This window comes from Nostoc sp. (assembly GCF_036919555.1).
Taxonomy (GTDB): Bacteria; Cyanobacteriota; Cyanobacteriia; order Cyanobacteriales; family Nostocaceae; genus Nostoc.
Window position 1 is genome coordinate 40102 of sequence record NZ_JBALCS010000078.1, and the last position, 22801, is coordinate 62902.

Consider the following 22801-nt stretch of genomic DNA (forward strand, 5'->3'; position numbering starts at 1 on the left):
TTCTATTTAGCTCACGCAGAGGAGAATCTTCTTCTTATTCTCTTTGCGTCCTTTGCGTCCTTGGCGGTTCGTTAAAAAATTAGTTTCTACAACTCAGATTATACTGTGATGTTATTTGGATATCTTCATTAACTTACTAGCGATAAATCGGGGAGTAAAACTAAGACTTAATGCGGTTATAGTTCGCACATTAAACTTTTGTTTCTTCAGCACCTGCCAAAAATAAGGACGTGCTGCTGCTATCTGTTCACTTCGTAGCAAACCAATTCCCAAAGTTGTATTAGCTTCTAACCATTTCTGTTTAAAGTACGTCCTAAATTGCTGTAGACGAGCCTCTTCCATAAAGACTTGATAACAAAACATTTCGCTTTTAGCTTTGCGGATTTTTGCTTGCATATCTCGACTACCACTGAGCATAGTATCAGTTTGCTCATGGGCGCGATATCGCGTCAGCCTTTGTGGATAGTAGTAAGCGCCATAACCAGATATACAGCAGAGGTAAGTTAAATATAAATCCCACATCCCGCCAACTTCTGAGGGAATACTATCCCAATCAATAAAATTATTGCGAATTACACAAGATGCAGCAGTGGGTATACTTTTATCTACCAACCCAATTTTGTAGAAAGGTTGATGAACTCCTGGTGTTAGTTTATCTCGCTTGTAACCGCGTGTATTTTCTTCAGTTCCAGCATCATTAATTATGCCATTAGCATCTATAATATATTGGTCGCAAAAAGCGATGATTAACTCAGAATTTGCTTCGAGAAGTGGTACAAGCTTTACTAAAAAGTCTTCATTCCAGATATCATCGTCATGGAGACTAGCAACATATTTACCTCGCGCCATCTTGAAACCATGTTGCTGATTAGCTAACATACCCACATTTTGCTGATGTCGCCAAAATTTGATGCGTGAATCACCAAAAGATGCGACAAGTGCTTGGGGATTTTCGGAACTACAATTATCAGAAATAATAATTTCAATATTTTGATAAGTTTGTTTAATAGCACTAGCGATCGCTTGCTTGAGATACTCTGGTCGATTATAGGTGGGAATAATAACGCTAACTAAAGGTTGTTGGTATTCTTGATGCAATGACATATTTTTATTCCTTTATATTTCATAGATAAAAGATGCACCCCACCATTTGAGCTTTTGACCAAATAAAGCTTATTTAGCTTGAGTGATGCTAGATAATTTTATCGAGCTAGAAGGAAATTCTGCTATTGTTTTTGCATAAATTGCTTGCAGGTTTTTTACATGAGCATCCATTGTAAATTCCTTCATCAATAAAGCATGACCTTGTTCACCCATGTATCGGCTTTTTTGATGATCTATATACAACTCATTAATGGCATAAGCCAGCTTTTTGATATCATTAGCTGGAACAAGAATACCCGTTTCTTCATCTCGTAAATGTTCTGGAATCCCTCCAACTCTACTACCAATTACAGGTCGATAACGAGCATAGGCTTCCAGAGTTACAAGACCGGCAGGTTCAGGCCAAACACTAGGAAAGATGACTGCAAAACACTGTTGATAAAGTTTATTTATTTTATCAGGCTCGCACCATCCATGCCAAGTGATCCGGTTACTCAATCTGAGGGTATTTGCTAACTTTTCTAAGCGTGGTCGCTCCCATCCTTCACCTGCAATATCAAGTTTAATTTGCGGGTCTGTATGTATTAATGTTTTGAGTAACCATTCCAAACCTTTATCAGAAACAATCCGGCCAGCAAACAAAATTCGATGATTTTTATGGACTTGTAAACTTAGGGGTGCAGTTGCTGTTTTTGGTACAGAGATACCACAATGTATCGTTATAGTTTGCTCTGGGGGTACACCATTTTGAATCAATTGTTGTCGCACATATTCACTATTAGCAATGAAAGTAATTTTTATCTTTTTTAATACATCTAAAAATTGATGGGTGGTTTGAAGTTCTCTAAAAGTTCTTAAAGGTTTACGGCTACCACATTTATCTACCAACTTACCCCAGGTACATCCTAAATAAGAAAAGTTGCGATCGCAGATTGTCCGTTGCCCTGCTAAATACTTTGTACCACTAGGACAGTAGAATGAGTGATTATGAACGCTGAAGATGGTAGGGCATTCGCCTGTCAGCTGCAATAGCAACTCTGGACTGTGGATATGTAGCAGTTTCAACTGGCTTTGATCAACATTTTTAAGCGATTTTATCACGCGATCGCTAACATCAGGTGGTCGATGCTCAAATAGAGAAGCTAAATAAGTTTCAACACCTCCGCCGTCACCTACCTCAAAATTGGAGCATTGATAAATCAGGTTTTTTTCCAAAAATTGCCTGTGCAATTCTTTCTCATTTTGCTTGATATTATTAATTGAGTTAGACATTAATCACCAGCTATTTTCACGTAATTATTAATTATACTGCTCATATAAATAGAGGTTTAATTTCATAACTTTATATGCCAACATTAAACCAAAACTTGTGTCTGACATCACTAACATAATGCCTGAGAGCATTTTTTTTACTTGCAAATTTATCTGGATATATGAACTGATCTTCTACATTAAGAACATATTTTTTTGAGCATAAAGGTCTACCATGATTATGGTGCATTGTCAAATGTACAATTGTTTGTTCAGTAAAATAAGTGGGCTTTTCTTGAAGATTTGCTAAACGTTCAATAGCAAAACTCCAGTCAAATTCATGCCTAAATAATATAAACCCACCATTTACTGGATTTAACTTCTCAGAATCATCATAAATAATTCGCTCGTCTAATGAAATAGAACAATCAGGTAGATAAAGAGAGTATTTGTCATCGGAATTACCTAAATTAATTAAGTCAATACCGCCGGGAAAAAATAAAATATCTGAATCAGTGTAAATCGTAGTGTCATTAATAGGAATTGACATTAATGCCGCCAATTTTTTGCCCATTGGATGCAGTTGAGCATAATCAAGAACACACTCAGGTAAATCCGTTCTCAGGAAGTTTTGTAAAAGTATTACCTGAACGCAAGGATTGATGCGGCAGAGTAAATTACAACTAGAGTCAGTGTAACTGCCATCAGAAACTACAGTGAATGTATCTGGAATGCCGACATGACGGATGAAGGAGCGAATACTTGCCACTTGTTCTGGGAGATCGCGTTCACATGATAAGGCATAGACACTTATCGGAACTTGCCGAGTTTGTTTTATCGGGATGCTGACAATCTGAGAAACGGCTGCTTTATATAGGGAGCGATTAAATTTACCGTGAGTTTTAGCAGTGTGGTAGCCTAGATTTACCATTTATTTTTCCTTGTCAAAACTATAAATAATTGAGCAGGATAATCAATTCGTAATTTGTAAATTACGAATTACGAATTACGAATTACGGTATTGCATATTGTGATATTCCCAAAGCTTGCCTTTGAGTTCCAGGAGTTCTTGATACTTACCTTGTTCTACTATCCGTCCCTGTTCTAAAACTACAACTTTATCTGCTTTAGAAATGGTAGAAAGACGGTGAGCGATCGCAATTACTGTTCTACCAACAGATAGCTTTTCTAATGAATCTTGGATTAAGCGTTCAGATACAGAATCTAAGGCGCTAGTTGCTTCATCCAAAATCAAAATTTCTGGGTTCCGTAGTAAAGCCCGCGCAATCGCAATTCGCTGTCTTTGTCCTCCAGATAATCTAACACCCCTATCTCCCAATTGGGTATCAAAAGCTTCGGGCATTTCTAAAATAAATTCTAGTGCATTCGCTAGTTTAGCAGCTTCTTGAATTTCTTCATTAGTGGCTTCTGGAGTACCGTAAGTAATATTCTGCCAAACATTAGCATTGAAGATAAAAGTATCCTGACTGACGACAGCTATTTTGCGACGTAGGGAGTTAATTTCAAACTCCCGTACATCAACTTCATCAATGTAAAGATATCCATCTGTAGTATTATAAAATCGGGGAATTAAATCAGCAAGAGTTGTTTTACCAGCCCCAGATGCTCCGACTAATGCTGTCATTTTTCCCTTTTCAATGGTTAGGGTAATATTATGCAGCACTAGATTTCGCTCATCGTAGCCAAAATCTACAGATACTAAATTTATTGACCTTTTTAAAGAATTAAACTTGATTCTACCATTCTGAAAATAATTTTTATCCTCACTTTTTAAGAGGTTTTTAACGTTGTCTACTGAACCATGTAAAGTACTGAGAAATGCTCTCGTGCCATTAATATCTTGAACGAATGGGATAAAACGAAATAGCACAAAGAAAAATGTTAATAAAGATGCAACTTGTAGCGTTCCATTAGTAACCAGGCTAGTGAATGCCAAAATAATCATTCCAACCAACACCGTAGTAGCGGCGCCTTCAGCAATTGGCTTGACAAGTGTCCAAGTGAAGACAACTTTAGTTGTAGTACTGATTATCTTGTCGCTAGCTTTGTAGTAACGCTGGCGCTCAAATTCTTGAGTACCACAGGAATGAACAGTGCGAATGCCATTAATAAATTCTACGGCTGTTGATGTAAAATTAGCATTAGCAGTTGTCATGCCAAAACTTGATTCTCTGACCCTGGCATTTAGATTCGATAATCCTACACCTAAAAGGGTAAATAATAATGCTGAAATTAACGTTAGTTGCCATGATATCAAAAACATTGATATTAAGTAGACTAAGGTTGTTAACCCTCTCGTCACTAAAAAAGCTCCGCTACTGAAACCCTGTCTAATCCTTTCGATTTCTGTGGTAATTGTGTTAATTAGTTCACCAGAACGAGTTTTGGCAAAGTAACTTAGCGATAAAGATTGTAACTGTTCAAAAATTTGCTTACGTAAGCGATCGGCAAGATGGAGTTGAGATAATTCAGTATAAACTTGAGAAAAATAATTGAAGGTGGCACGTAACCAAGTACTCAATAAAATTAGCAAAGATACGCGATACAAACGATTAATTGCTGATGTCTTAGCTCCCAAAATCCAAATATCAAACCAGTTTATTCCTGTTTGGACAGGTTGAGCATTGGGGCTAGTTAAGCTTTGCAAAAACGAAAGTAAGAAACCAATACTCACACCTTCAAAAGTTGCCGCCAGAACCGAAAATATGAGAGCTAAAGTTGCAATTTTGCGAAAGTGTTTAAATTCTCGCAATATCAAATAGTTGTCCTGCCAGAAGCTGGTAGCTTTGAGCAGATTGCTGAGGGGTTGAGGAAGTTTGAAAAGCATGGATTTTTCTAACAATAATTTGGCATATAATACCGATTACCTGTGAAGTTGCATAGAACAAGGGGCTTAACCCCTTGTCTCACCAAGCCTGATTTTGTGCAGTTTCACAAAGAATTGGTATAAGAATTCAGGAGTCAGGAGTTAGGAATTAGGAGTCAGAATTCTTAATTTTGAATTCTCAAAGTGTTTGGCTATCCAGATGTAATAGATGGGGCTGGGCTTCTACTTCCCATGAAGCGCTAATTTCTGGTAGTTTATTTAGCTGTACTGCATCTTCTAAAGTCCAACAACAAGATCCGGTTAAACTCATGTCACCTCGCAGCACATTCAATAACTGGGGCAGATTGTCAAGACTGTATTTACGCATCCAACGCCCTAGCGGTGTGATGTTGTGCTTTGTAGTTGTGCAAAACCTCATCGCCCGAAAGAGTTTACCCCGTTCTCCGACACGCCACTCACGACAAAAAAATGACCCTGGTGAGTAAACCTGCATTAATACAATCAATCCCAACATGACTGGACTTACTAATAGCAACAACACTAAAGCAGCAATCCAATCAATTAGTCGCTGCAAAGGTTGCTTAGGCAGTTTATTGCTAGTGGGTATGCTTAGAAATATTGGTTTTTGAGCTTCTTCACATGCTTCTGCCCAAAATCTGAGCAAAGCCTCACCCAATTTTGGATCTATGCTCACCAAATTTACAGGAGAATGTTCTAAGCATTCTACTAGCGATCGCTTACTATCTAATGAAGGCAGATATGGTTGTTTAACTCGTCCCAACGGCTTCACCAACAGCTTACCCCGTCGCCAATGGAGTGTGCAGTACCCAGAGCGATTATCTTGGTGTGGCTGGGTTACATCATATAAATTCTCTAGAGTTGGAATTATTGAAGTTGTCATATGTCTTTGGGATTATACAGAAGTGAATTGCTGAGGAGTTATCAAAGGCTATCAATGCCAAAGACCCAAATCCGCATCTTGTTGTAAGTCCAAAAAGTTGGAGTAATTCGTAATTCGTAATTATGTTTTATATCATGTCCGCCTAATCACTTGTTGAAAAAACTCTCCGCATCAGCCTAAACAATGAGTCTTTAAGCGAACATGATATTAGATGTAGTCTAAACCCCAGTCTGAAACAAAGCTAACTGTGGAGTTGGGGGTCTTGAACCCTGTCCTTAATTACGAGTAACGCTACTATTAATATTCATGGGTAAATTATGATTTTCCGGGAACTACTGACAGTAGAGAAATGTAGAGGGAAATTACCTATGAATCTATATCTACGTTTAATTTGCCTGAGGTTAACAAAACCAGTCCGCTATTGTCTTCTAACCTTTTTGGAAGTGCTTTAATCTCTAGATTATAAGACTATGTAGAAATAGCGATCGCTCAAATAAATTCTTTATTTACTCTTTAAAGAGCCAGTGATTTCTCTGACAACCCATGAAGATAGCATAAATGTACTGAAATTTTCCTGATAGCAATAAAATTAAATTTTGTTCATTAACAAAGCAGGGTAGTATATCTGTCCTATCCTGCTTTGTCAGGATTTACGCAACTGGCACAATGCGATCGCCATTTCATAGTACATAAGTATTACCTTAAGCCACATTCCGAAAACTTTGTAATCGCATTAGTGAAGCACAGCCCAGCACTTCACTGCGTCAATGTAGCAAATGTGACTTTTATGCTTCTCCTTAGTTTCACTTGCAATTGCCTCAAATCCTCCACTCATTGAAGTATTAAAGAAACTCAACTTTCGTCCCTGGGCATCACAAGCTTTGCTATAGCATTTATTACAACCCACATTACGCACTTCAATTAGTAGTATATGTAAAATACATTATAGCCCTCTTCTATCACTATGGTGAGATAATAATCTATAATCCTTACGGTATAAGGCTTTTACCAAAAACTTTGATTTCAGCCATTCTGTTAGGAAATAAACGCTCAAATTGCTGCTCTGTCTACAGTTTAAAAGTTGGCTCCTATTTTTATTCTCCGAGAGTGATTAAACAGGGATAGAGACACTCACAACTGGGTTAATGTAATCAACTCAATTCCAGAAATATCGGCAGCAACTCTAGAGAAAGAACTCCAATATGAACCATATATTTTAGAGCATCTAGAAAGAGAGTATAAGTCAATCAGCGCAGCTTGCAAGCCTTGACTGTTATATCTACTTGTTTCTCTGAAGTCAGCGATTATACGAGAACCAAACCTGTCGCTTAAATACTGCTTATCTCTCACAGAATCTGACGCAACATAGAAATTCACTTTAGAATTAATATCAATTTCATTTGAAACTGTTGTTTCAAATAGAGACGAAGGGCTATTTAAGATGGATTTCTTGTGATCACCTCTTCTGATATGAATGGCAATAGTATATTCATTAAAGCCAGCAATTCTTTCTTTAATCTGACGTTCCAACTCATCTATTGGTCGGAAAAAATCATAAGAATTTGGCTTGAAATCCTTGTAAAATTCTCTATTTGTTATTAGCAAAGGTCTTCGGCTTTTAGCAACCTTCGATGTTAGATCGGCAGGGCTTATATCAGCCATCTCTATGCTGTCAATTACATCATCATACATAAGGTTTTTATAGAGTCTTGATGAGCTCAGTAGCATCAGCCTGATACACTTGTCTTTGCTCATGGCTAACACATAATCCCTATCCTGGTAAAGATGATTCGTTATTTTTTTTGACTGAATGACTCGTATGGATGGCAGTGGTTTAAATAACTGGTTAAAAGGGCAACCTAATGAACGGTTGATAAGCCAAATGACTTCTAATTCTCGGCTTAAATGTTTACTAAGACTGACAGCAGATGCAATTGATCGCATTCGATTGCACAATCCATCCGTAGGCACAAAAACTATATTCTTCTGTCCCAACATTAGATTTTGATTAACCTTAGATTACAGTTTACAATGGGCAAAACCCATTGCTATAATAACCATACATAAACTGGATAAAGTTCAGTAGATACGCGCAAAAATATTTTGAAGCGTAAAATTTTTTATAAAGCGTGTGAGACAATTAAATTAATTATTACTGCACCGGCAATTACAGAAGCTCCAAGTAATGAATGAAATACCTGAGATTAAAGATGAGGTTTGCCGTACAGCCTTGGTAATGGCAATTAAAAGTCAGGTTACAGAATGTGGTTGGTTCTTCCCATGTCAACGCACTTCTATTGTTTGTGAGCGTCCGGTCAAATTATCTGTAGATGATCAAGATCGACTTCATGCTGAGAATGAAGCCGCTATTGTCTATGCAGATGGTTACAGACTCAGAGCGCGTCACGGACTACACCCCAAAAAGTATTTCAAACCCGTCAATAAGGTTTTTCGTTTATCAGGTTGCTAATTTGACTATCTCCAATTAGCTTTGTCTGGCATATAATCTAGAAGATGCGCTTTATACCTGAACATATGTAAAAACTAAGTAATAAGTTATTCTCATTTCCTTAATAAGGGGCTTAACTTAAGCCCCTTATCTAGCTAAGATGGTAGCTGAATTTACGCCAAGCCGTACTAACTACTTTTCCACAGCTTGACGTAGAGCTAATTGCTGTTGTTTGATATAAGGTACGTAATTACTGCTAGAGTTTGATACCCCATTAGCTACAACCCCAATCAGATTTAACTTACTTAACATGGCTGTGGCTTGATTCAGCTGACTTCGCGTTACAATGCCAATGCTTGCCACCATAACCACGCTACGACAAGATGATGCGGTAAGCATGGCATCCACCAAGCCGAGAACTGGGGGAGCATCTATGAGTACCAAATCATAGTTTTCCTCAAAAGCTGCCATCAACTGCATCATCCGAGGGGAACTCAACAGATTAGCTGGGTCAGCAGGTTTGGGACCAGCAGTCAAAATATCAATGTAGGCGGAACCTGAGTATTGAAGACTAATTTGGTTGGGTAGAGTTGCATCACTCGCCAATAGAGTTGAAAGCCCCTGTTCATTAGGAAGATTCAGTTGTTGGTGGAGACTGGGATCGCGTAAGTTGGCATCAATTAGCAACACCTTTTTGTGTAAACGGGCAGCACTCATTGCCAGACCCAACGCCAAAGCTGATTTACCCTCATCAGGTAAAGCTGAGGTAATCATCAAAGATTTCAAGTTAGCAACAGTATTTAAAAGTTCAATGTTTTTGTAAATCAGATCCAGCGATTCCCAACGTGGTGGAGATTGCAATACCTGAATTGTCCAGGGGGCGAGAACTTCTGGCTTGCCAAAAGGCAACTTGATCATTGATTCTTTGGGTTTGGCTGGCGGTAACTTGGGAGTTGTTCCCAACAACGGCATGGCCATTTGCTTCTCTAATTCAGCAGTGGTGTGAACTGCATCATCAGCCGATTCCCGAATAAACGCAGCAATGCCTCCTAACATGAACCCAACCACAGCACCTAACAGCAAGTTCTGCTGAAGATTGGGGCCTAATTGTCCGCCTTTTTGAGGTTCTTCTACAACTTCCCAATTAAATCCACCCTTGGAAAGTTCTTGCCGCAATTGCTGTTCTGCTCTTAAAAGCTGCTCTAATCTTTCACGACTAAATTGCAACTGCGGTAGCATCCGATTGTAATAAGCCAACAGAGGTGGGAAGCGTTTAATTTCAAGACGCAGTTCGTTTTCTTTCTGAGCCAAAGTTTGATCGCGAGCAGTTAAAGCAACTATAGTGGTCTGGGTTTCCACTAGCTGACCAGCAAGGCTAAGATCAATTTGCCCAAGCTGTCCTCGTTCAAGAAGAGAGTCTCCAGAAGTGGTTCCACCAGTAGACTGTCCGCCTAAAGTTCTTCCTACCTCTTGTTGTAATAATTCTTTCTGGCTCTGAAGCTGTTCTTTGAGCTTTTGCACACTCGGAGTTTGATCTGTAAAGCGTAAGCGTTCTTGTGCTAGTGCTAGTTCGGTTTTTTGGATTTCGTTCAGTAAGCCTTGATAGCGAGTAGACTGACTCAGACGAGAAGCAACTAGAGCATTTTGGGGAGAACGATTAAGTTGTTCTTCTAAAGATTTTTGACGTGCTAAAGCTTCCCCATATTGAGCGCGAGTTGTCTGTCTTTCTTGGGCAATATTGTTCAAAGCTGTCTCAATCGCTTTGGCCTGTGACTCTGGATCAATTAAGTTCTGATTTCTACGAAACCTTTGTAAATTTGTCTCAGATGCGTTTACTTCTTCACTGGCTTTACTTAACTGTTCCCTAATAATTTGTAGACCTTTTTGTAAACGCGAATTCTGTTGTTCTTTGTTATATTCCACATAAACTTGTCGAATTGCACCCAGAACTTTTTGTGTTTTTTCTGGATCTCCAGCAGTGTATTCAACTTGAAATATTTTAGTAGCGACATTATCTTCTTTGCTCCTTAATTGAGTTAAGACCAAAGAAGCTTTAATTTCAGTTGAACTTATATCTGGATAATCAGACTGAAGTTTATCAACTGCTTTTTGGATAAGTCCCGAACTCTGCATCAAGTTAAGCTGGGTGGCAGTATCTATAACCACATTCGAGTCAGTAAACTGGTTGTCTAACCCAGCACCTTCTGTTTTACCTTGATAGTTAGGTTCTACTAGCAGTTGCATGGAACTTTTATAAGTAGGTTTTGTCTTTAAAGTTACCATGCTTGCAATAGCAATAGAACTAATAAATACTGCCAAGAACCAAGGAAATCTCCGCACAAATACGGCAAACAATTGACCGTAACTTGGTTCACTTTCAGAAGTTGAAGTTATCTGAGGATTTAGACTATTTTGAACCACTTTTATTATCCTTGTCTTTAAGACTTACGCTAAGAGATTCTCCGAAGGATACCTATTTTTTTAACAAACCTCCGAGGAGGAGAGAGAAAAATAAATAGGTAATCTGATAGTGGAAAAAGATTCACAAATAAAACCGCAACGCCAGAGCCATTATTCCTTGAAATACCACGCCTACAAAGAACGTGGTTTGAATTAGTCTAATATCAGAAAGTTTCTTTTGCCCACTTTTAAAGTGAGGTATGTCTCAAAAAACAATAACTAATGACTAATCACTACTTTATCAAATGAATAATTGAGGCACGCCACAAGCTTGATTAATAATTTCCTCAACTTTCCCAAAGAATGCGTTCTCTGAAAAGTTTGCGACTGCATGATTACGGATGCGATCGTAATCCCAAGAAATCCCCTTGGCTTCTAGTAATGCAACTTGTAAAGATTCGGGTGTTTGCCTTTTGAAAAAGACTCCTGTTTCACCTGATATTTGAGTATCTAATACTCCACCTGCTCCATAGGCGATGACTGGTGTGCCACTAGCATTAGCCTCTACTGGAACTAATCCGTAGTCTTCTAGGGCTGCGACAATAATAGACTTGGCTTTGGAAAACAAGTCTTTGCGAGTTGTATCACTTACGTGTCCCAAGAACTCAATATTTTGTAATGCTTTAGATTTTAACCGTGCTTGTTCTGGCCCATCACCTGATATTAATAACCGCCACCCTAGCCAATTAAAAGCTTCCACTATTATATCAAGACGCTTATAACTGATCATCCGGGCTGATGCCAGATAATATTCATCTTTTATATCTGAGAAAACAAATTTACTAGTATCAATTGGATAATTCACCATCATTGCCTTTTTGCCATAAATATTTTCAATACGGCGGGCAACAACACTAGAATTAGCAATATAAAGATCAGGCTCCTGTGCATATTTCAGGTCTACCTTTCTCATTACTTGGAATACTTGTTCGATTAAAGGAGCAAAATATCTATAGTCACCGTACTCTTTTAAATAAGTTGCTGTATCCCATAAGAAACGGGTGACATTATGGCAAAAACAAATGTGGCGGGCATTGGAATTTTTTCGCACTGCTTTGGCGAAGCTAGTGCTACTGCTAATAATTAAATCGTAGTCTTGCAGATCCAAGACACGAAAGGCAGGAAAATATAGAGGAGCCATCGACCTGAAATATTTTGTTGCATAAGGAATCTTTTGTAAGAAAGTTGTATTAACTATGCGATCGCCTAAATCAATAGTTTTTTGTGGATCGTACAAAGATGTGAAAATATCTGCTTCGGGATACCGTTTACAAAGCAGTTCAAACACACGCTCTGCCCCACCTCGCTGGGTTAAATAATCATGGACTAGAGCAATTTTCATGAATTTGACCTAAAGTTTCGATCAGGTTTATTTGAACGTTCCCCAGCAAGTTACTATCAACAACTTTAGTGTCCCACAGTATAGCTTCCTATCCTCTTTACGAAATTCTTGCTACAAATACGTTGCTAGAGGCCTCGGAGATCCCCCCAACCCCCCTTAAAAAGAGGGCTTTTTCTGATCTTTACCCCCTTTTTAAGGGGGTCGCCGCAGGCGGGGGGATCTCATCCAAACCGTATTAGGGGCGTACAGCTGTACGCCCCTACAGCCAATTCATTTGTTGCAAATATTTTTGGAACCGATATTACCCAACTGCTACCAAGATTTTTTCTGAGGCGAAATAAGTGTTTTGCTCAGTTCGGAGTTGGTCGCAAAGTCTGCCTTCAGGTAATTCTACATCCTCGTATGTGAGGACTTGATCCTTAGAAATATCTCGTTTTAGGCGGCACCCTTCAGCTAAACCAATTGGCAGGAGATTTTGCTGTTGGACGATATCGGAATTTTCACATTGTCCGTAGGTCATGTAGTAGCCGATGCCATCTAAGGTTTCTCCTGCTTTCAGGTCGATTTTGGCGGTGGTGACAACATCTACTAGCGGCCCTGCGAGTGGAGACATGACGGCATCACCGAACAGGACAGCACGCGCTACGGACAGGGGAACTTCAAAATGACAGAGGTGATAAGGAGTATAGAAGCTGTAAAGAGGACCTTCGCCTAATTTGTATAAGTTGAGATAGTGGCGTTGCTTGGGGTCGTCGTGAGTGGCAAATACATATACGCCAGGGCCGGGTTTTGCTCCAACTACATAATCGACAATGCCGCCCAGTTCCTTGAGTTCTTCAACATCATATAACTGGGTCATTTCATCGACATAACCGTTGAAGTCATATCCCAACATTCCCCGTTTGGCGACTTTCATCCCTGTGGCATTGGCAACGATCGCTTGCTCAAAGGAAATTTTGGTTCCGTCGGCAAAGCTAGCCACCATGTGAGGCTTTTGACCCCAACGTTTAGCAAATCCTTCCTGGGTGGTGGGATTGCGATAGGGGTCTTGGAGTCCTTTAATGTTACCGCACAATAAGGGAGTTAAACCAATACTTTTTACAAAGCGGTAAAGGTTCATTTGCACCCCTGGCTGATCACCATCACAGGCGCTAAGGATGACGCCTGCTTTGTCAGCATACACTTTCAGGATGGGGCCAATGGTGCCGTCGAGTTCGGCATTCATCATGATCACATGTTTGCAATGGGCGATCGCTTCCATGACGATCACAGCGCCAAATTCTACTGCACCTGTGACTTCGATTAGTGCGTCAATACCCTCAGCCCGACACAGTAACTTAGCGTCCTCTGTGACTGCATATTCCCCGTTAGCGATCGCATCTTCTAATTCGCTGACAGTTCCAACAACTTGAATATTCTCAATTCCGGCTTCCGAATAAGCTTGTTTAGCTGCATCAATCTGGCGATTGGAAATAGCAACTAACTCCATTCCTGGCACTGAATTGACAATTTGGTTGGCAATTCCTCGACCCATAAAACCAGCACCAATCATTCCCACTTTAATAGGATTTCCTGCTGCTGCACGGGCTTGTAAGGCGCGATCGATAATAATCATGAACTAAACTCCTTTTTGGAACTGTTTATTGTGATACAAATTCTCGATAATTTTGCACTTAATAATTTGTTACAGCTAAATATTAAGTACATTTTCATGGTGAATTAAGATTAGCTTCCACCAAGCAACTAGAAGTCACGGCTATACAGGCAAAACCCGCCTGCGCGGGTTGAAACCCTTAATTTTCGTCCGCGCAGGCGGACTTGGTTTGTATAGCCGCGATTTTTAATCGCCAGGGCTAAGTGCTAACCAGTTGTTTGCTAGATGCTATCGAATCACTCTGTTTTTTCTGGCTGTGATTTTGGATAATTTGCTCCACAGCATTTCTGTAGGCTTGGGCAAACTTTTCTTTCGTATGGTTTGCTCTTGCATATTCCCATGCCTGACGAGACATAAGTTTTAGGTCTTCAACAGGCAAATTGGAAATACTTCTAACTTTCGCCTTAATTTCTTCAAGGGTAAGATTATCGAAAATTATACCAAAATCGTGAACATCCACACCAGATTCGTAGCTTAAAATTGGAATTAACCCGGCTTGTAAACTAGTTATTACTGCACCTGCCTGTCCCTCAGAGACGGAAGGATAAACAAGTCCCAAACAATTATTTGTAACCTTTAAAAAGTCAGGGCTGCTAACATCAATCCAACCATAGGTGTGGATGTTAGGTGTTTCGTATAGTTCTTTATAGAAAGCTTGCTCAAACTCTTTATCATTACTTACCGGCCCACAAACTGTTAAATGGTATTCCGGCATTTGGGCAAAGGCATCTAAAACTAAATCTAACCCTTTGAGAACTAAAGCACTACCACCAAACCACAGAAAATTCTTTCTTACCGCTTCAAAGTCTTTCTCGTCGGGAGAAGGATAAATGAGTGACGAAGAAATCGGAATACGATACATTGGTTTGTTCGCATATTTGAATGTATCAACTGTGAAATTGTTCCCCAATACGGTAGCGTAATCGGCATATTCAATTCCTAAGTTGGGCGTTTCAAATCGCTGTGGACGTAAGGTAATTCCTCGGCGCTGTTGGAGTTCTAGAAGTCTGTTGCATTCAGCTGCATTGCGGAACACCATATTAGCAATGTCAATATGGAAGATTTTGATGCAATCTTTATTCAGTTTTGGTGCAAGCGCTTCTAGACGATGACGGATATCAATGAAAAATGCGTAGTCTTTTTGAGGAACAAATTTATCATTATGGAACTGGATAACATCAACGTTATAGCCCATGTCTAAAAAAGTTTGGGCGATTAATAGACATTCCCAGTTCCAACTCTGGTCATTGGGGATAGGCTGACCTGGTTTTATGAGAAATGGTTCAATCCGATAAGAAAGAAGTACATTTCCTTTGGAAGGCTGTTTAGGCTTTAGGGAAACAACTTGTAAAGTCTTAGCGTAGTTGACACGAGCTTGGACTTTTTTGGAGACAAAAGAGATAGTATTACCGACACGAGATAGAATATTTGACATTTATTTCTACCTAAAGTAATTATTTTTTACTCACAGAGATAAAGAGCCTAGATTTATTTGGAAGTGCTGCCAACAGTCATCATTCTCAACAAAGGCCAACTTAAATCTTTCTCAGATATTTCAGTCACATCTAGAGGCCAATCAATATTAAAAAATGAGTCGTCGTAGCGTAAACCTCTCTCATACCCTGGCGTGTAAAATTCACCCACTTGATATACAACTTCAGTCTCATCTGTGAGTGCTTGATAGCCATGAGCAAACATTTCTGGAACATACAAAGCGCGGCGGTTTTCTGGGGTTAGTTCTACACCGATGTGTGATAAAAAGCTGGGAGATTCAGGACGCATATCAATAATTACGTCATAAATAGCGCCTTTAGTACAGCGAATTAACTTCGTTTCTCCTGCTGGCAGAATTTGATAGTGCATTCCTCGTATAGTGCCTTTTTTGTAGTTAAAAGACAGGTTACATTGAGCAACTATTGGCTTTAATCCGTGTGCTTCAAATTCTTGAGCGCAGAAAGACCGAGCAAAAAAACCACGATGATCTGGTTTTTCTTCTAAATCAATAATAAATGCGTCTTTGAGTGCGGTTTCAGTGAAAATCATATATTCCTTTGAGATGAATGTTGAGTACAGAAAATACTTGCTAACGGCTTAGTATTTAGACCAGAAAATAACAGTAATAAATGTAGATTTAATAACCTACAACTTCGTAGGGTGCGTTTACACCATTGCTGCTGCTTTCGGTGCGTTACGCTGTCGCTAACGCAGCTTACGAAAGGGTACTAAGTCGAAACTTTAACTGCATCTGATGAAGAACGTAACTCTGCTCTGGGATAAGTATCATCCCAGTATTGGGTGCAGAGGTCTGGTCGTTCGGGGGGGTTGGCGGTGTAACAAAAGAATAGCGCTGAACGTTCTTCTGTGCGGACTGTGCCGTGATGCAAAGCATTTTTCGTATCTACAATAATAACTGTACCTGCTGGGCCTGAGCAGGATTTCCAAGCTGATTTGGGGATGACTGGTTTTACTTCTTCATCATCGATACCCATATAGCCTGACTTCCAAAGTTTGTAGTAAAGTCGAAAATAATTCAAACTAAATAAGGAAGTTAAAGAGCGGGGGATGTATTCAAAAGGCCCAGTTTTTTCTTCTACATCATTCAAGTAAATAAAGATTTTGATAATGCGGCGGTCTTCTGCATCACTATGCCATAGCAGCGTCCCAAACTGATGTTTATTTTTTAAATCTTTGCGTAAATGTACACCGTGAAAAGCAATGGGAAGACCGATATAATTTTCGATGATATTGAGCAACCTTTTCTCGATCCCCCAGGCATAAAATTCTGGTAAACCTGTAACTGTGTAAATTTGGGGCAACTTTTGCTCTATATGGTCGTTGTTTAGATTTTCCATCTGAGACAATTGATGGTAAGCAGCTTTGAGCAGTTCCGAGCTAGAGTGAAACCCTAAATCTGCCAGTGTTGTGACGCAAACACCATCTTTTTTGAGAGCATTAAGGATGTTGCGATCGCGTCCTTCCAATACTGGCAGATTTCTGCTATGCTTCCAACGGGCAACGTAATATTCAAAGTCAGAAGACAGTGTAGATATTTTGCGTTTAATTGCGCTAAACATGGCGTAAATACCTTCTATTTTTAATGTATATTTGTCAGTAATTTAGTAGCTTATGACTTATAGCTTCGCACTTCTTGAGTAGGTATTTCACTTGATTCTGCTAACCCGAACTCTTTAGAAACCATCACATCAAAAGCACACAAGCTGACTAAAGCCAAAAATGGAACTACTGTTTTAATGGCGGACATAGGCCATCTTCTTAAAGCACCCAAGAAAACTTTCAAGTTGACTTCTTTGCCATTCTGCAAAAGCATCCGCCTGCAAAACTGCTTAGAATATCCATTCTCTTGCAATTTCAAAATCACTTCGGGTATGTGTTTGTATTGCATTAACAGTGCAGATTTTGGCTCTTTCTGCCAATAACTCACTCCAACAACACATTCCAAATAAGTTTCTTTAGTAACAATTAGACTGCCATTAGCAGCACAATATCCGGCTAAATATGCTAAAGATATCCAATTATTTTCAGCATCTTGCCAACTTTCTAGAGCGCGTTTTACTAAGTCAGTACGATAAACTGTAGCAGTCAGAAAAATTACTGCACCGACACTTTTTGAGAAACAATGTTCAAATATGGCTTTACCATCACCATTCCCATCTTCACTATCAACGTCAAACCAGCGATTACCAACAATTGTTGGTGGATGAACTGGTTCTCCAGTAATTTGGTTTCGACCAGAAAAGTTGAGGAACAATAATGATAAATCTTCATGTTGTCTGAGTTTGCTAATCACATAAGCAATAGCTCTATCTTGAATTGGGTCATCATCACCAATTGTCCAAACATATTTTGTTTTTGTAGAGTTTAGGCAATACATAATATTTTTGACTACGCCTAAATTCTTCGAGTTTTTATTCGAGTTAAATGTGATATTGCTAAATGTTACTTGCCATTTCTTGAGAACCTCCTGAGTATTATCTGTTGAACAATTATCAGAAACTAAAATTTCACAGTCATCTTCAAAACCTTTAATAGTTTTAGCTAACCATGTTAATTGTTTATCAAGTAACTCAGCACGATTGAATGTAGGAATAGCAATAGTCAGCAGTTTATTCATATTAAGCTCAAATCTGTAGTTAAGAACCTACTAACAGCAGCTTAGTAATTAACAAGCTACTTTCCAGTTTAATTTTTTGCGATTTGATGACAAAAGCTTTATAGGTAGCATCTCAATGAGTGTAAAAAGCCTTGGAAAACCTCACCCCAACCCTCTCCTTGGTAAGGAGAGGGAGCAAGAATCTTGTTTCTCATCTGGTATATTTGCAAAACTGAGATGCTCCCAGCTTTATATAGCTACGCCTTTTAATTACTTTTTACCTATTGTTTATGCTCATGATGACAACAAAAAATAGTAACAAAAGGCGCATTTGGGGTTATATTTAGTAATTACGATGCTATTAAAAGCCTATCCGGAACAGAAGATGGATAAATTTTTACTTCAGGAATTGGCACTACAAACTGTCCACCCCATTCGCCAATAAATGCCATTTGTTCCATAATTTCTTCTTTGAGATTCCAAGGTAAAATTAGGACATAATCTGGTTTAGTTTCGCGGATTTTATTTGGTTCAAAGATGGGAATATGAGTTCCAGGTAAAAATAAACCCTGCTTGTAAGGATTACAATCTACTGTGTAATCGATAAAATCTTTACCAATCCCACAGTAATTGAGCAACGTATTACCTTTGGCTGGTGCGCCATAACCAGCAATTGATTTACCTTCTGCTTTAGCCGTCAAGAGAAAATTTAATAGCTTGTGCTTTGTTTGTTTGACTTCTTCGGCAAATGTAATATAAGTCTCTATCCGATGCAGCCCAGCAGCAATTTCTTTTGCTTTCAAATGGCTAACTCGTTCGCTGATGCTGGGATTATCAGCGTAGTCATGTTTGGCATAAATTCTTAGTGAACCACCATGAGTTGGTAATTCCTCCACATCAAAAAGTTGCAAATTGTGTGCTGCAAAAATTCTTTCGATAGTCAGGAATGAGAAGTAAGAAAAATGCTCATGATAAATCGTATCAAACTGATTTTCTTGAATGAGTTGTAAAATGTGGGGAAACTCCATCGTCAAAATGCCATTGGGTTTGAGGATGAGTTTCATCCCAGCAATGAAATCGTTTAGATCCGGTACATGAGCTAAAACATTATTACCTATCAAAAGGTCAGCTAATTTTCCTTGGATTACCAGTTCTTTGGCAGTTTCAACTCCAAAAAACTTGTTGATACTAGGAATGCCTCTGGATTCAGCAACCTTGGCGATATTTGCGGCTGGTTCTATTCCTAAAACTGGGATTTCCTTTTCTAAAAAATATTGCAGTAGGTAGCCGTCGTTGCTGGCAATTTCAATAACTTGATTATGATGATTAAAACCAAACTTTTCTACCATCATATCGGTGTAACCCTTAGCATGTTTTAGCCAACTTACGGAGTAGGAAGAGAAATAAGCATAATCGCTAAAAATGTGATCTGGGGTTTCAAACTGTTCTAATTGAACTAAGAGAGTCTCTTCAGAAACATAAGCATGTAGAGGATAAAATTTTTCGGCATTATTTAGCTGTTCTGCTGTCAGATAAGCATTCGCTAAAGGTGACATTCCTAGATCAATAAAGGTTTGATGCAGAGGTTGACCACTGAAACGACATTTTGCGATCGCCATAAATTTCAACTCACTGATTGCAAATAATTTGATAAATGAAATAAGTCCGAATAAATATTATTAATTTCGGACTTATTGATATTATTAGTGTGTAAGTTTTGATTTAATCGGCTCGTAATTTGCACTTTATTGCTAAAGCATAAATTACGAATAATACTTTTAATTAAATTATTTATTTACACACTAATAGACCACTCTAGCTACTTTTTATTCCAGAAGAAATCTTTGTCAATTTGCTCTGTACGAATCAGATACTCTAACTGCTTTAAGCGAGTAAATCCTCTAAATAAGAACGTATCTTCAGCCATATCTATTTGACTGAATAAATCAAATAGCTGCTGGGCACCAAGTCGGGCATTCCAATCACACTTAAATCCGGGTAGGATTGTGTTGATTTTCTCGAAGGATACCCGATAGCTGCGGTTATCTGAGCCGTTATCACCAAAAGATAATTTACAATCTGGGAAAATATCAGCAATAATTTCCGCGATTTCTTTAACGCGGTAATTGTTTGCTGTATCTCCCACGTTGAAGATTTGGTTATGTACAATGTCCCGCGGTGCTTCCAAAGCGCAGACTATTGCTTTGCAAATATCCAGTGCGTGGACTAATGGCCGCCAAGGTGTACCATCACTGGTCATTTTGATTTGTTTGCTAGTCCATGCCAACCCTGCTAAGTTGTTTAAAACAATATCAAAGCGCATTCTAGGAGAAGCACCAAAGGCTGTGGCATTCCGCATGAAGGTGGGAGAGAAGTCATCGTCAGCGAGTGGTCTGACATCTCTTTCTACAAGAGTTTTGCATTCTGCGTAGGCTGTTTGGGGATTAATCGAGGATTCTTCTGTGACATCACCTGCGGTAGCAACACCATAGACACTGCACGAAGACATATATACGAAGCGACGCACACCCATAGCCTTAGCCAGACTAGCCAGACGAACTGAACCTACATGATTAATTTCGTAGGTAATTTTGGGTGCCAATTGTCCGGCGGGGTCGTTGGAGAGTTCCGCCATGTGAACTATTGCTTCGATACCTTCCAAATCATCAGGGGTGATGTTGCGGATATCTTTGTTGAGGGTTTTAGGTGTCACCCCATTAGCGTTGTATAGCCAACCAACTTTATAGAAACCGGTATCTAAACCGATAACTTCATGTCCCCGTTCAATTAATAGAGAAGGTAATAATGAACCAAGATAGCCTTCTGTGCCAGTTACTAATATTTTCATTGTGGTTAATACCTTTGTATTGATGAGTTAAATTCTTTGTTTAGTAGGGGCGCACAGCTTGCGCCAAAGGGCGTGTTGCATCCAAAAGGGAGCTGCTATAGGGGAATGGCACTAAGTTAAGATACAGCCCTCTCGGAATACATTCCCAGTCTTAAGACTCACAAGCCTTTGGGTTTATTCTTAGTGCCATTCGGCTTTGAATCTTACTCCCCAACGCTAGCAGGGTTGGGGCTGGAGGTTAAGTATTTATTTGAATCAACTAAGAAATGCTATATATGACAATACGGTTCAGTTAAGGCTTAACTCTTTATCAAAGTAAATTTTTTTAACGAACCGCGAAGGCGCAAAGAACGCAAAGGAAGAGAAGAAAGAAATGCTTAACTAAACTGTATTGCTATATATGAGGCTAACTGTCATTAGGTAGTTACTAAAACCTTTTGCAGGCTTACCCAGCAGTATTCTATAGCGGTTCTTAATTGATGCACGAGACTTTTTTCTTGGGGGATGGGCAATCTTGCTCACCCCCACAATATTCATCCCTTAATTCAGCAGCACCGGAAGTAACTATGATATCTATGCAGTAACTACACTATCTAGATGCGAAAGTTGGGGAATTTCTGCCACAAGCGCTTTGCCGATTTCTAGAGAAGATGTGGCAGCAGGAGAAGGAGCATTGCAAACATGAATGGAATTTTGACCGGAAACAATCAAAAAGTCGTCTACAAGCTTGCCATCATTCATTAAGGCTTGAGCGCGGACTCCTGCATGGGTGGGAACTAAGTCTTCTGCTTGGACTTCAGGAATTAGTTTTTGCAAACTTCTGGTGAAGGCCGCTTTACTAAAGGAACGAATGATTTCTTGGATGCCTTCATCAGCGTGTTTTGCTGCCAATTTCCAGAAACCAGGATAGGTGATGACTTCAAGAAAATCCCGCAGGTCAAAGTCGGTTTTTTTGTAACCTTCGCGTTTGAGCGACAGAACCGCGTTTGGCCCTGCATGGACGCTACCATCAATCATCCGGGTAAAGTGGACACCCAGGAAGGGGAAATCTGGATTGGGAACTGGGTAAATTAGTGTCTTGACCAAATAACGTTTTTCTGGGGTGAGTTCGTAGTATTCTCCCCGGAATGGGACGATTTTTGCTTGTGGTTCAACTTTACCCAATTTGGCGGTGCGATCACTATGCAATCCCGTACAATTAATTACAAAGCGCGTTTCAAAGTTACCCTTGTTTGTTTCCAGTACCTGATTTTTACCACTTGGGGAGATTTTCAGAACTTTTGTATTCAGATGTAAATCTCCACCCTGTTGTTGAATTAACTGGGCGTATTTCAAACAAACTTGCTTGTAATTAACAATACCAGTTGAGAATACCCGAAGTCCACCTACACATTTTACGTGAGGTTCAATTTCCTTGACTTGTTCCGGGCTGATTCTCTGGACTTCTATGCCATTGTCTAAGCCACGTTTGTAGAGATTTTCTAAGCGTGGTAGCTCTTGTTCTTCAGTTGCAACAATCACTTTACCACAAACTTCATGCTCAATTCCATGCTCTTGACAAAACTCTACCATAGAGCGAGAACCATCATGACAAAATTTAGCTTTGAAACTACCTGGCTTGTAATAAATACCAGAATGAATCACCCCGCTATTATTGCCGGTTTGGTGAAATGCCCATTGGCTCTCTTTTTCTAGTACTAAAATACGGGCACTTGGATAGCGTTTTCCTAAAGCCAACGCTGTAGAGAGTCCAACTATTCCCCCACCAATAATTGCAAAATCATACATTAGTATTATTGTACTTTAAATTACAGTAAATCTATGAAGTGGGGA

At 39.3% G+C, this 22801-nt stretch carries 17 protein-coding genes; 1 reads left to right on the forward strand and 16 read right to left on the reverse strand.

The annotated features are described in order from the left end of the window. Window positions 1–111: 111 nt before the first annotated feature. The 6 genes from V7K36_RS21360 to V7K36_RS21385 form a co-directional block, all read right to left on the reverse strand. Window positions 112–1104: a glycosyltransferase family 2 protein gene (locus tag V7K36_RS21360; protein ID WP_335119025.1), complete on the reverse strand. Its 993-nt coding sequence runs from the start codon at window positions 1102–1104 to the stop codon at window positions 112–114. 69 nt (window positions 1105–1173) lie between these two features. After that, window positions 1174–2376: a glycosyltransferase family 4 protein gene (locus tag V7K36_RS21365; RefSeq protein WP_335119027.1), complete on the reverse strand. Its 1203-nt coding sequence runs from the start codon at window positions 2374–2376 to the stop codon at window positions 1174–1176. A gap of 70 nt (window positions 2377–2446) precedes the next feature. Beyond that, window positions 2447–3286 carry a hypothetical protein gene (locus V7K36_RS21370; protein WP_335119029.1) on the reverse strand — a complete coding sequence of 280 codons (840 nt, stop codon included), beginning with the start codon at window positions 3284–3286 and terminating at the stop codon, window positions 2447–2449. Window positions 3287–3361: 75 nt separating this feature from the next. Continuing rightward, window positions 3362–5203 (reverse strand): heterocyst formation ABC transporter subunit HepA, encoded by a 1842-nt coding sequence (gene hepA / locus V7K36_RS21375; RefSeq protein ID WP_335119031.1) that lies wholly within the window; start codon window positions 5201–5203, stop codon window positions 3362–3364. A 178-nt stretch (window positions 5204–5381) separates the two neighbouring features. Beyond that, the gene (hepC, locus tag V7K36_RS21380; protein WP_335119033.1) at window positions 5382–6104 is read right to left on the reverse strand and encodes a heterocyst development glycosyltransferase HepC; all 723 of its coding nucleotides are present in this window, start codon (window positions 6102–6104) and stop codon (window positions 5382–5384) included. A 1131-nt stretch (window positions 6105–7235) separates the two neighbouring features. Then, window positions 7236–8048: a hypothetical protein gene (locus tag V7K36_RS21385; RefSeq protein ID WP_335119035.1), complete on the reverse strand. Its 813-nt coding sequence runs from the start codon at window positions 8046–8048 to the stop codon at window positions 7236–7238. 241 nt (window positions 8049–8289) lie between these two features. Between V7K36_RS21385 and V7K36_RS21390 the strand changes: the two genes are divergently transcribed. Next, window positions 8290–8574: a DUF6745 domain-containing protein gene (locus V7K36_RS21390; RefSeq protein WP_335119037.1), complete on the forward strand. Its 285-nt coding sequence runs from the start codon at window positions 8290–8292 to the stop codon at window positions 8572–8574. A 171-nt stretch (window positions 8575–8745) separates the two neighbouring features. Here the strand turns inward: V7K36_RS21390 and V7K36_RS21395 are convergent, their stop codons facing one another. The 10 genes from V7K36_RS21395 to lhgO all read right to left on the reverse strand — a co-directional run bounded on the left by V7K36_RS21395 (window position 8746) and on the right by lhgO (window position 22756). Then, entirely contained in the window at window positions 8746–10974 is a 2229-nt protein-coding gene (locus tag V7K36_RS21395) for a GumC family protein (RefSeq protein WP_335119039.1), read from the reverse strand. Between the two features lie 280 nt (window positions 10975–11254). Then, window positions 11255–12355 (reverse strand): glycosyltransferase, encoded by a 1101-nt coding sequence (locus V7K36_RS21400; protein ID WP_335119041.1) that lies wholly within the window; start codon window positions 12353–12355, stop codon window positions 11255–11257. Between the two features lie 301 nt (window positions 12356–12656). Next, a complete protein-coding gene (locus V7K36_RS21405; RefSeq protein ID WP_335119043.1) occupies window positions 12657–13970 on the reverse strand; it encodes an NAD(P)H-dependent oxidoreductase in 1314 nt (437 codons plus the stop codon). 238 nt (window positions 13971–14208) lie between these two features. Beyond that, on the reverse strand, window positions 14209–15444 hold the full coding sequence (locus V7K36_RS21410) for a glycosyltransferase (protein ID WP_335119045.1): 1236 nt from the start codon (window positions 15442–15444) through the stop codon (window positions 14209–14211). Between the two features lie 53 nt (window positions 15445–15497). Beyond that, complete coding sequence (gene rfbC, locus V7K36_RS21415) at window positions 15498–16052, reverse strand: dTDP-4-dehydrorhamnose 3,5-epimerase (protein ID WP_335119047.1); 555 nt, start codon at window positions 16050–16052, stop codon at window positions 15498–15500. Window positions 16053–16231: 179 nt separating this feature from the next. After that, the gene (locus tag V7K36_RS21420; RefSeq protein ID WP_335119049.1) at window positions 16232–17083 is read right to left on the reverse strand and encodes a phytanoyl-CoA dioxygenase; all 852 of its coding nucleotides are present in this window, start codon (window positions 17081–17083) and stop codon (window positions 16232–16234) included. A gap of 50 nt (window positions 17084–17133) precedes the next feature. Continuing rightward, the gene (locus tag V7K36_RS21425; RefSeq protein WP_335119051.1) at window positions 17134–18141 is read right to left on the reverse strand and encodes a glycosyltransferase family 2 protein; all 1008 of its coding nucleotides are present in this window, start codon (window positions 18139–18141) and stop codon (window positions 17134–17136) included. Window positions 18142–18470: 329 nt separating this feature from the next. Next, a complete protein-coding gene (locus tag V7K36_RS21430; RefSeq protein WP_335119053.1) occupies window positions 18471–19739 on the reverse strand; it encodes a class I SAM-dependent methyltransferase in 1269 nt (422 codons plus the stop codon). Window positions 19740–19939: 200 nt separating this feature from the next. After that, on the reverse strand, window positions 19940–20968 hold the full coding sequence (locus V7K36_RS21435; RefSeq protein ID WP_334942720.1) for an NAD-dependent epimerase/dehydratase family protein: 1029 nt from the start codon (window positions 20966–20968) through the stop codon (window positions 19940–19942). 573 nt (window positions 20969–21541) lie between these two features. Then, entirely contained in the window at window positions 21542–22756 is a 1215-nt protein-coding gene (gene lhgO / locus V7K36_RS21440) for an L-2-hydroxyglutarate oxidase (protein WP_335119055.1), read from the reverse strand. Between the last annotated feature and the right edge of the window lie 45 nt (window positions 22757–22801).

Excerpts from the sequence above, each read along its gene's own strand:
- V7K36_RS21365 (WP_335119027.1), bottom strand. The coding sequence starts at position 2,376 with ATGTCTAACTCAATTAATAATATCAAGCAAAATGAGAAAGAATTGCAC.
- V7K36_RS21405 (WP_335119043.1), bottom strand. The coding sequence starts at position 13,970 with ATGATTATTATCGATCGCGCCTTACAAGCCCGTGCAGCAGCAGGAAAT.
- V7K36_RS21400 (WP_335119041.1), bottom strand. The coding sequence starts at position 12,355 with ATGAAAATTGCTCTAGTCCATGATTATTTAACCCAGCGAGGTGGGGCA.
- V7K36_RS21360 (WP_335119025.1), bottom strand. The coding sequence starts at position 1,104 with ATGTCATTGCATCAAGAATACCAACAACCTTTAGTTAGCGTTATTATT.
- rfbC (WP_335119047.1), bottom strand. The coding sequence starts at position 16,052 with ATGATTTTCACTGAAACCGCACTCAAAGACGCATTTATTATTGATTTA.
- hepA (WP_335119031.1), bottom strand. The coding sequence starts at position 5,203 with ATGCTTTTCAAACTTCCTCAACCCCTCAGCAATCTGCTCAAAGCTACC.
- V7K36_RS21430 (WP_335119053.1), bottom strand. The coding sequence starts at position 19,739 with ATGGCGATCGCAAAATGTCGTTTCAGTGGTCAACCTCTGCATCAAACC.
- V7K36_RS21425 (WP_335119051.1), bottom strand. The coding sequence starts at position 18,141 with ATGAATAAACTGCTGACTATTGCTATTCCTACATTCAATCGTGCTGAG.
- V7K36_RS21410 (WP_335119045.1), bottom strand. The coding sequence starts at position 15,444 with ATGTCAAATATTCTATCTCGTGTCGGTAATACTATCTCTTTTGTCTCC.
- V7K36_RS21435 (WP_334942720.1), bottom strand. The coding sequence starts at position 20,968 with ATGAAAATATTAGTAACTGGCACAGAAGGCTATCTTGGTTCATTATTA.
- hepC (WP_335119033.1), bottom strand. The coding sequence starts at position 6,104 with ATGACAACTTCAATAATTCCAACTCTAGAGAATTTATATGATGTAACC.
- V7K36_RS21390 (WP_335119037.1), top strand. The coding sequence starts at position 8,290 with ATGAATGAAATACCTGAGATTAAAGATGAGGTTTGCCGTACAGCCTTG.
- V7K36_RS21370 (WP_335119029.1), bottom strand. The coding sequence starts at position 3,286 with ATGGTAAATCTAGGCTACCACACTGCTAAAACTCACGGTAAATTTAAT.
- V7K36_RS21420 (WP_335119049.1), bottom strand. The coding sequence starts at position 17,083 with ATGTTTAGCGCAATTAAACGCAAAATATCTACACTGTCTTCTGACTTT.
- lhgO (WP_335119055.1), bottom strand. The coding sequence starts at position 22,756 with ATGTATGATTTTGCAATTATTGGTGGGGGAATAGTTGGACTCTCTACA.
- V7K36_RS21385 (WP_335119035.1), bottom strand. The coding sequence starts at position 8,048 with ATGCGATCAATTGCATCTGCTGTCAGTCTTAGTAAACATTTAAGCCGA.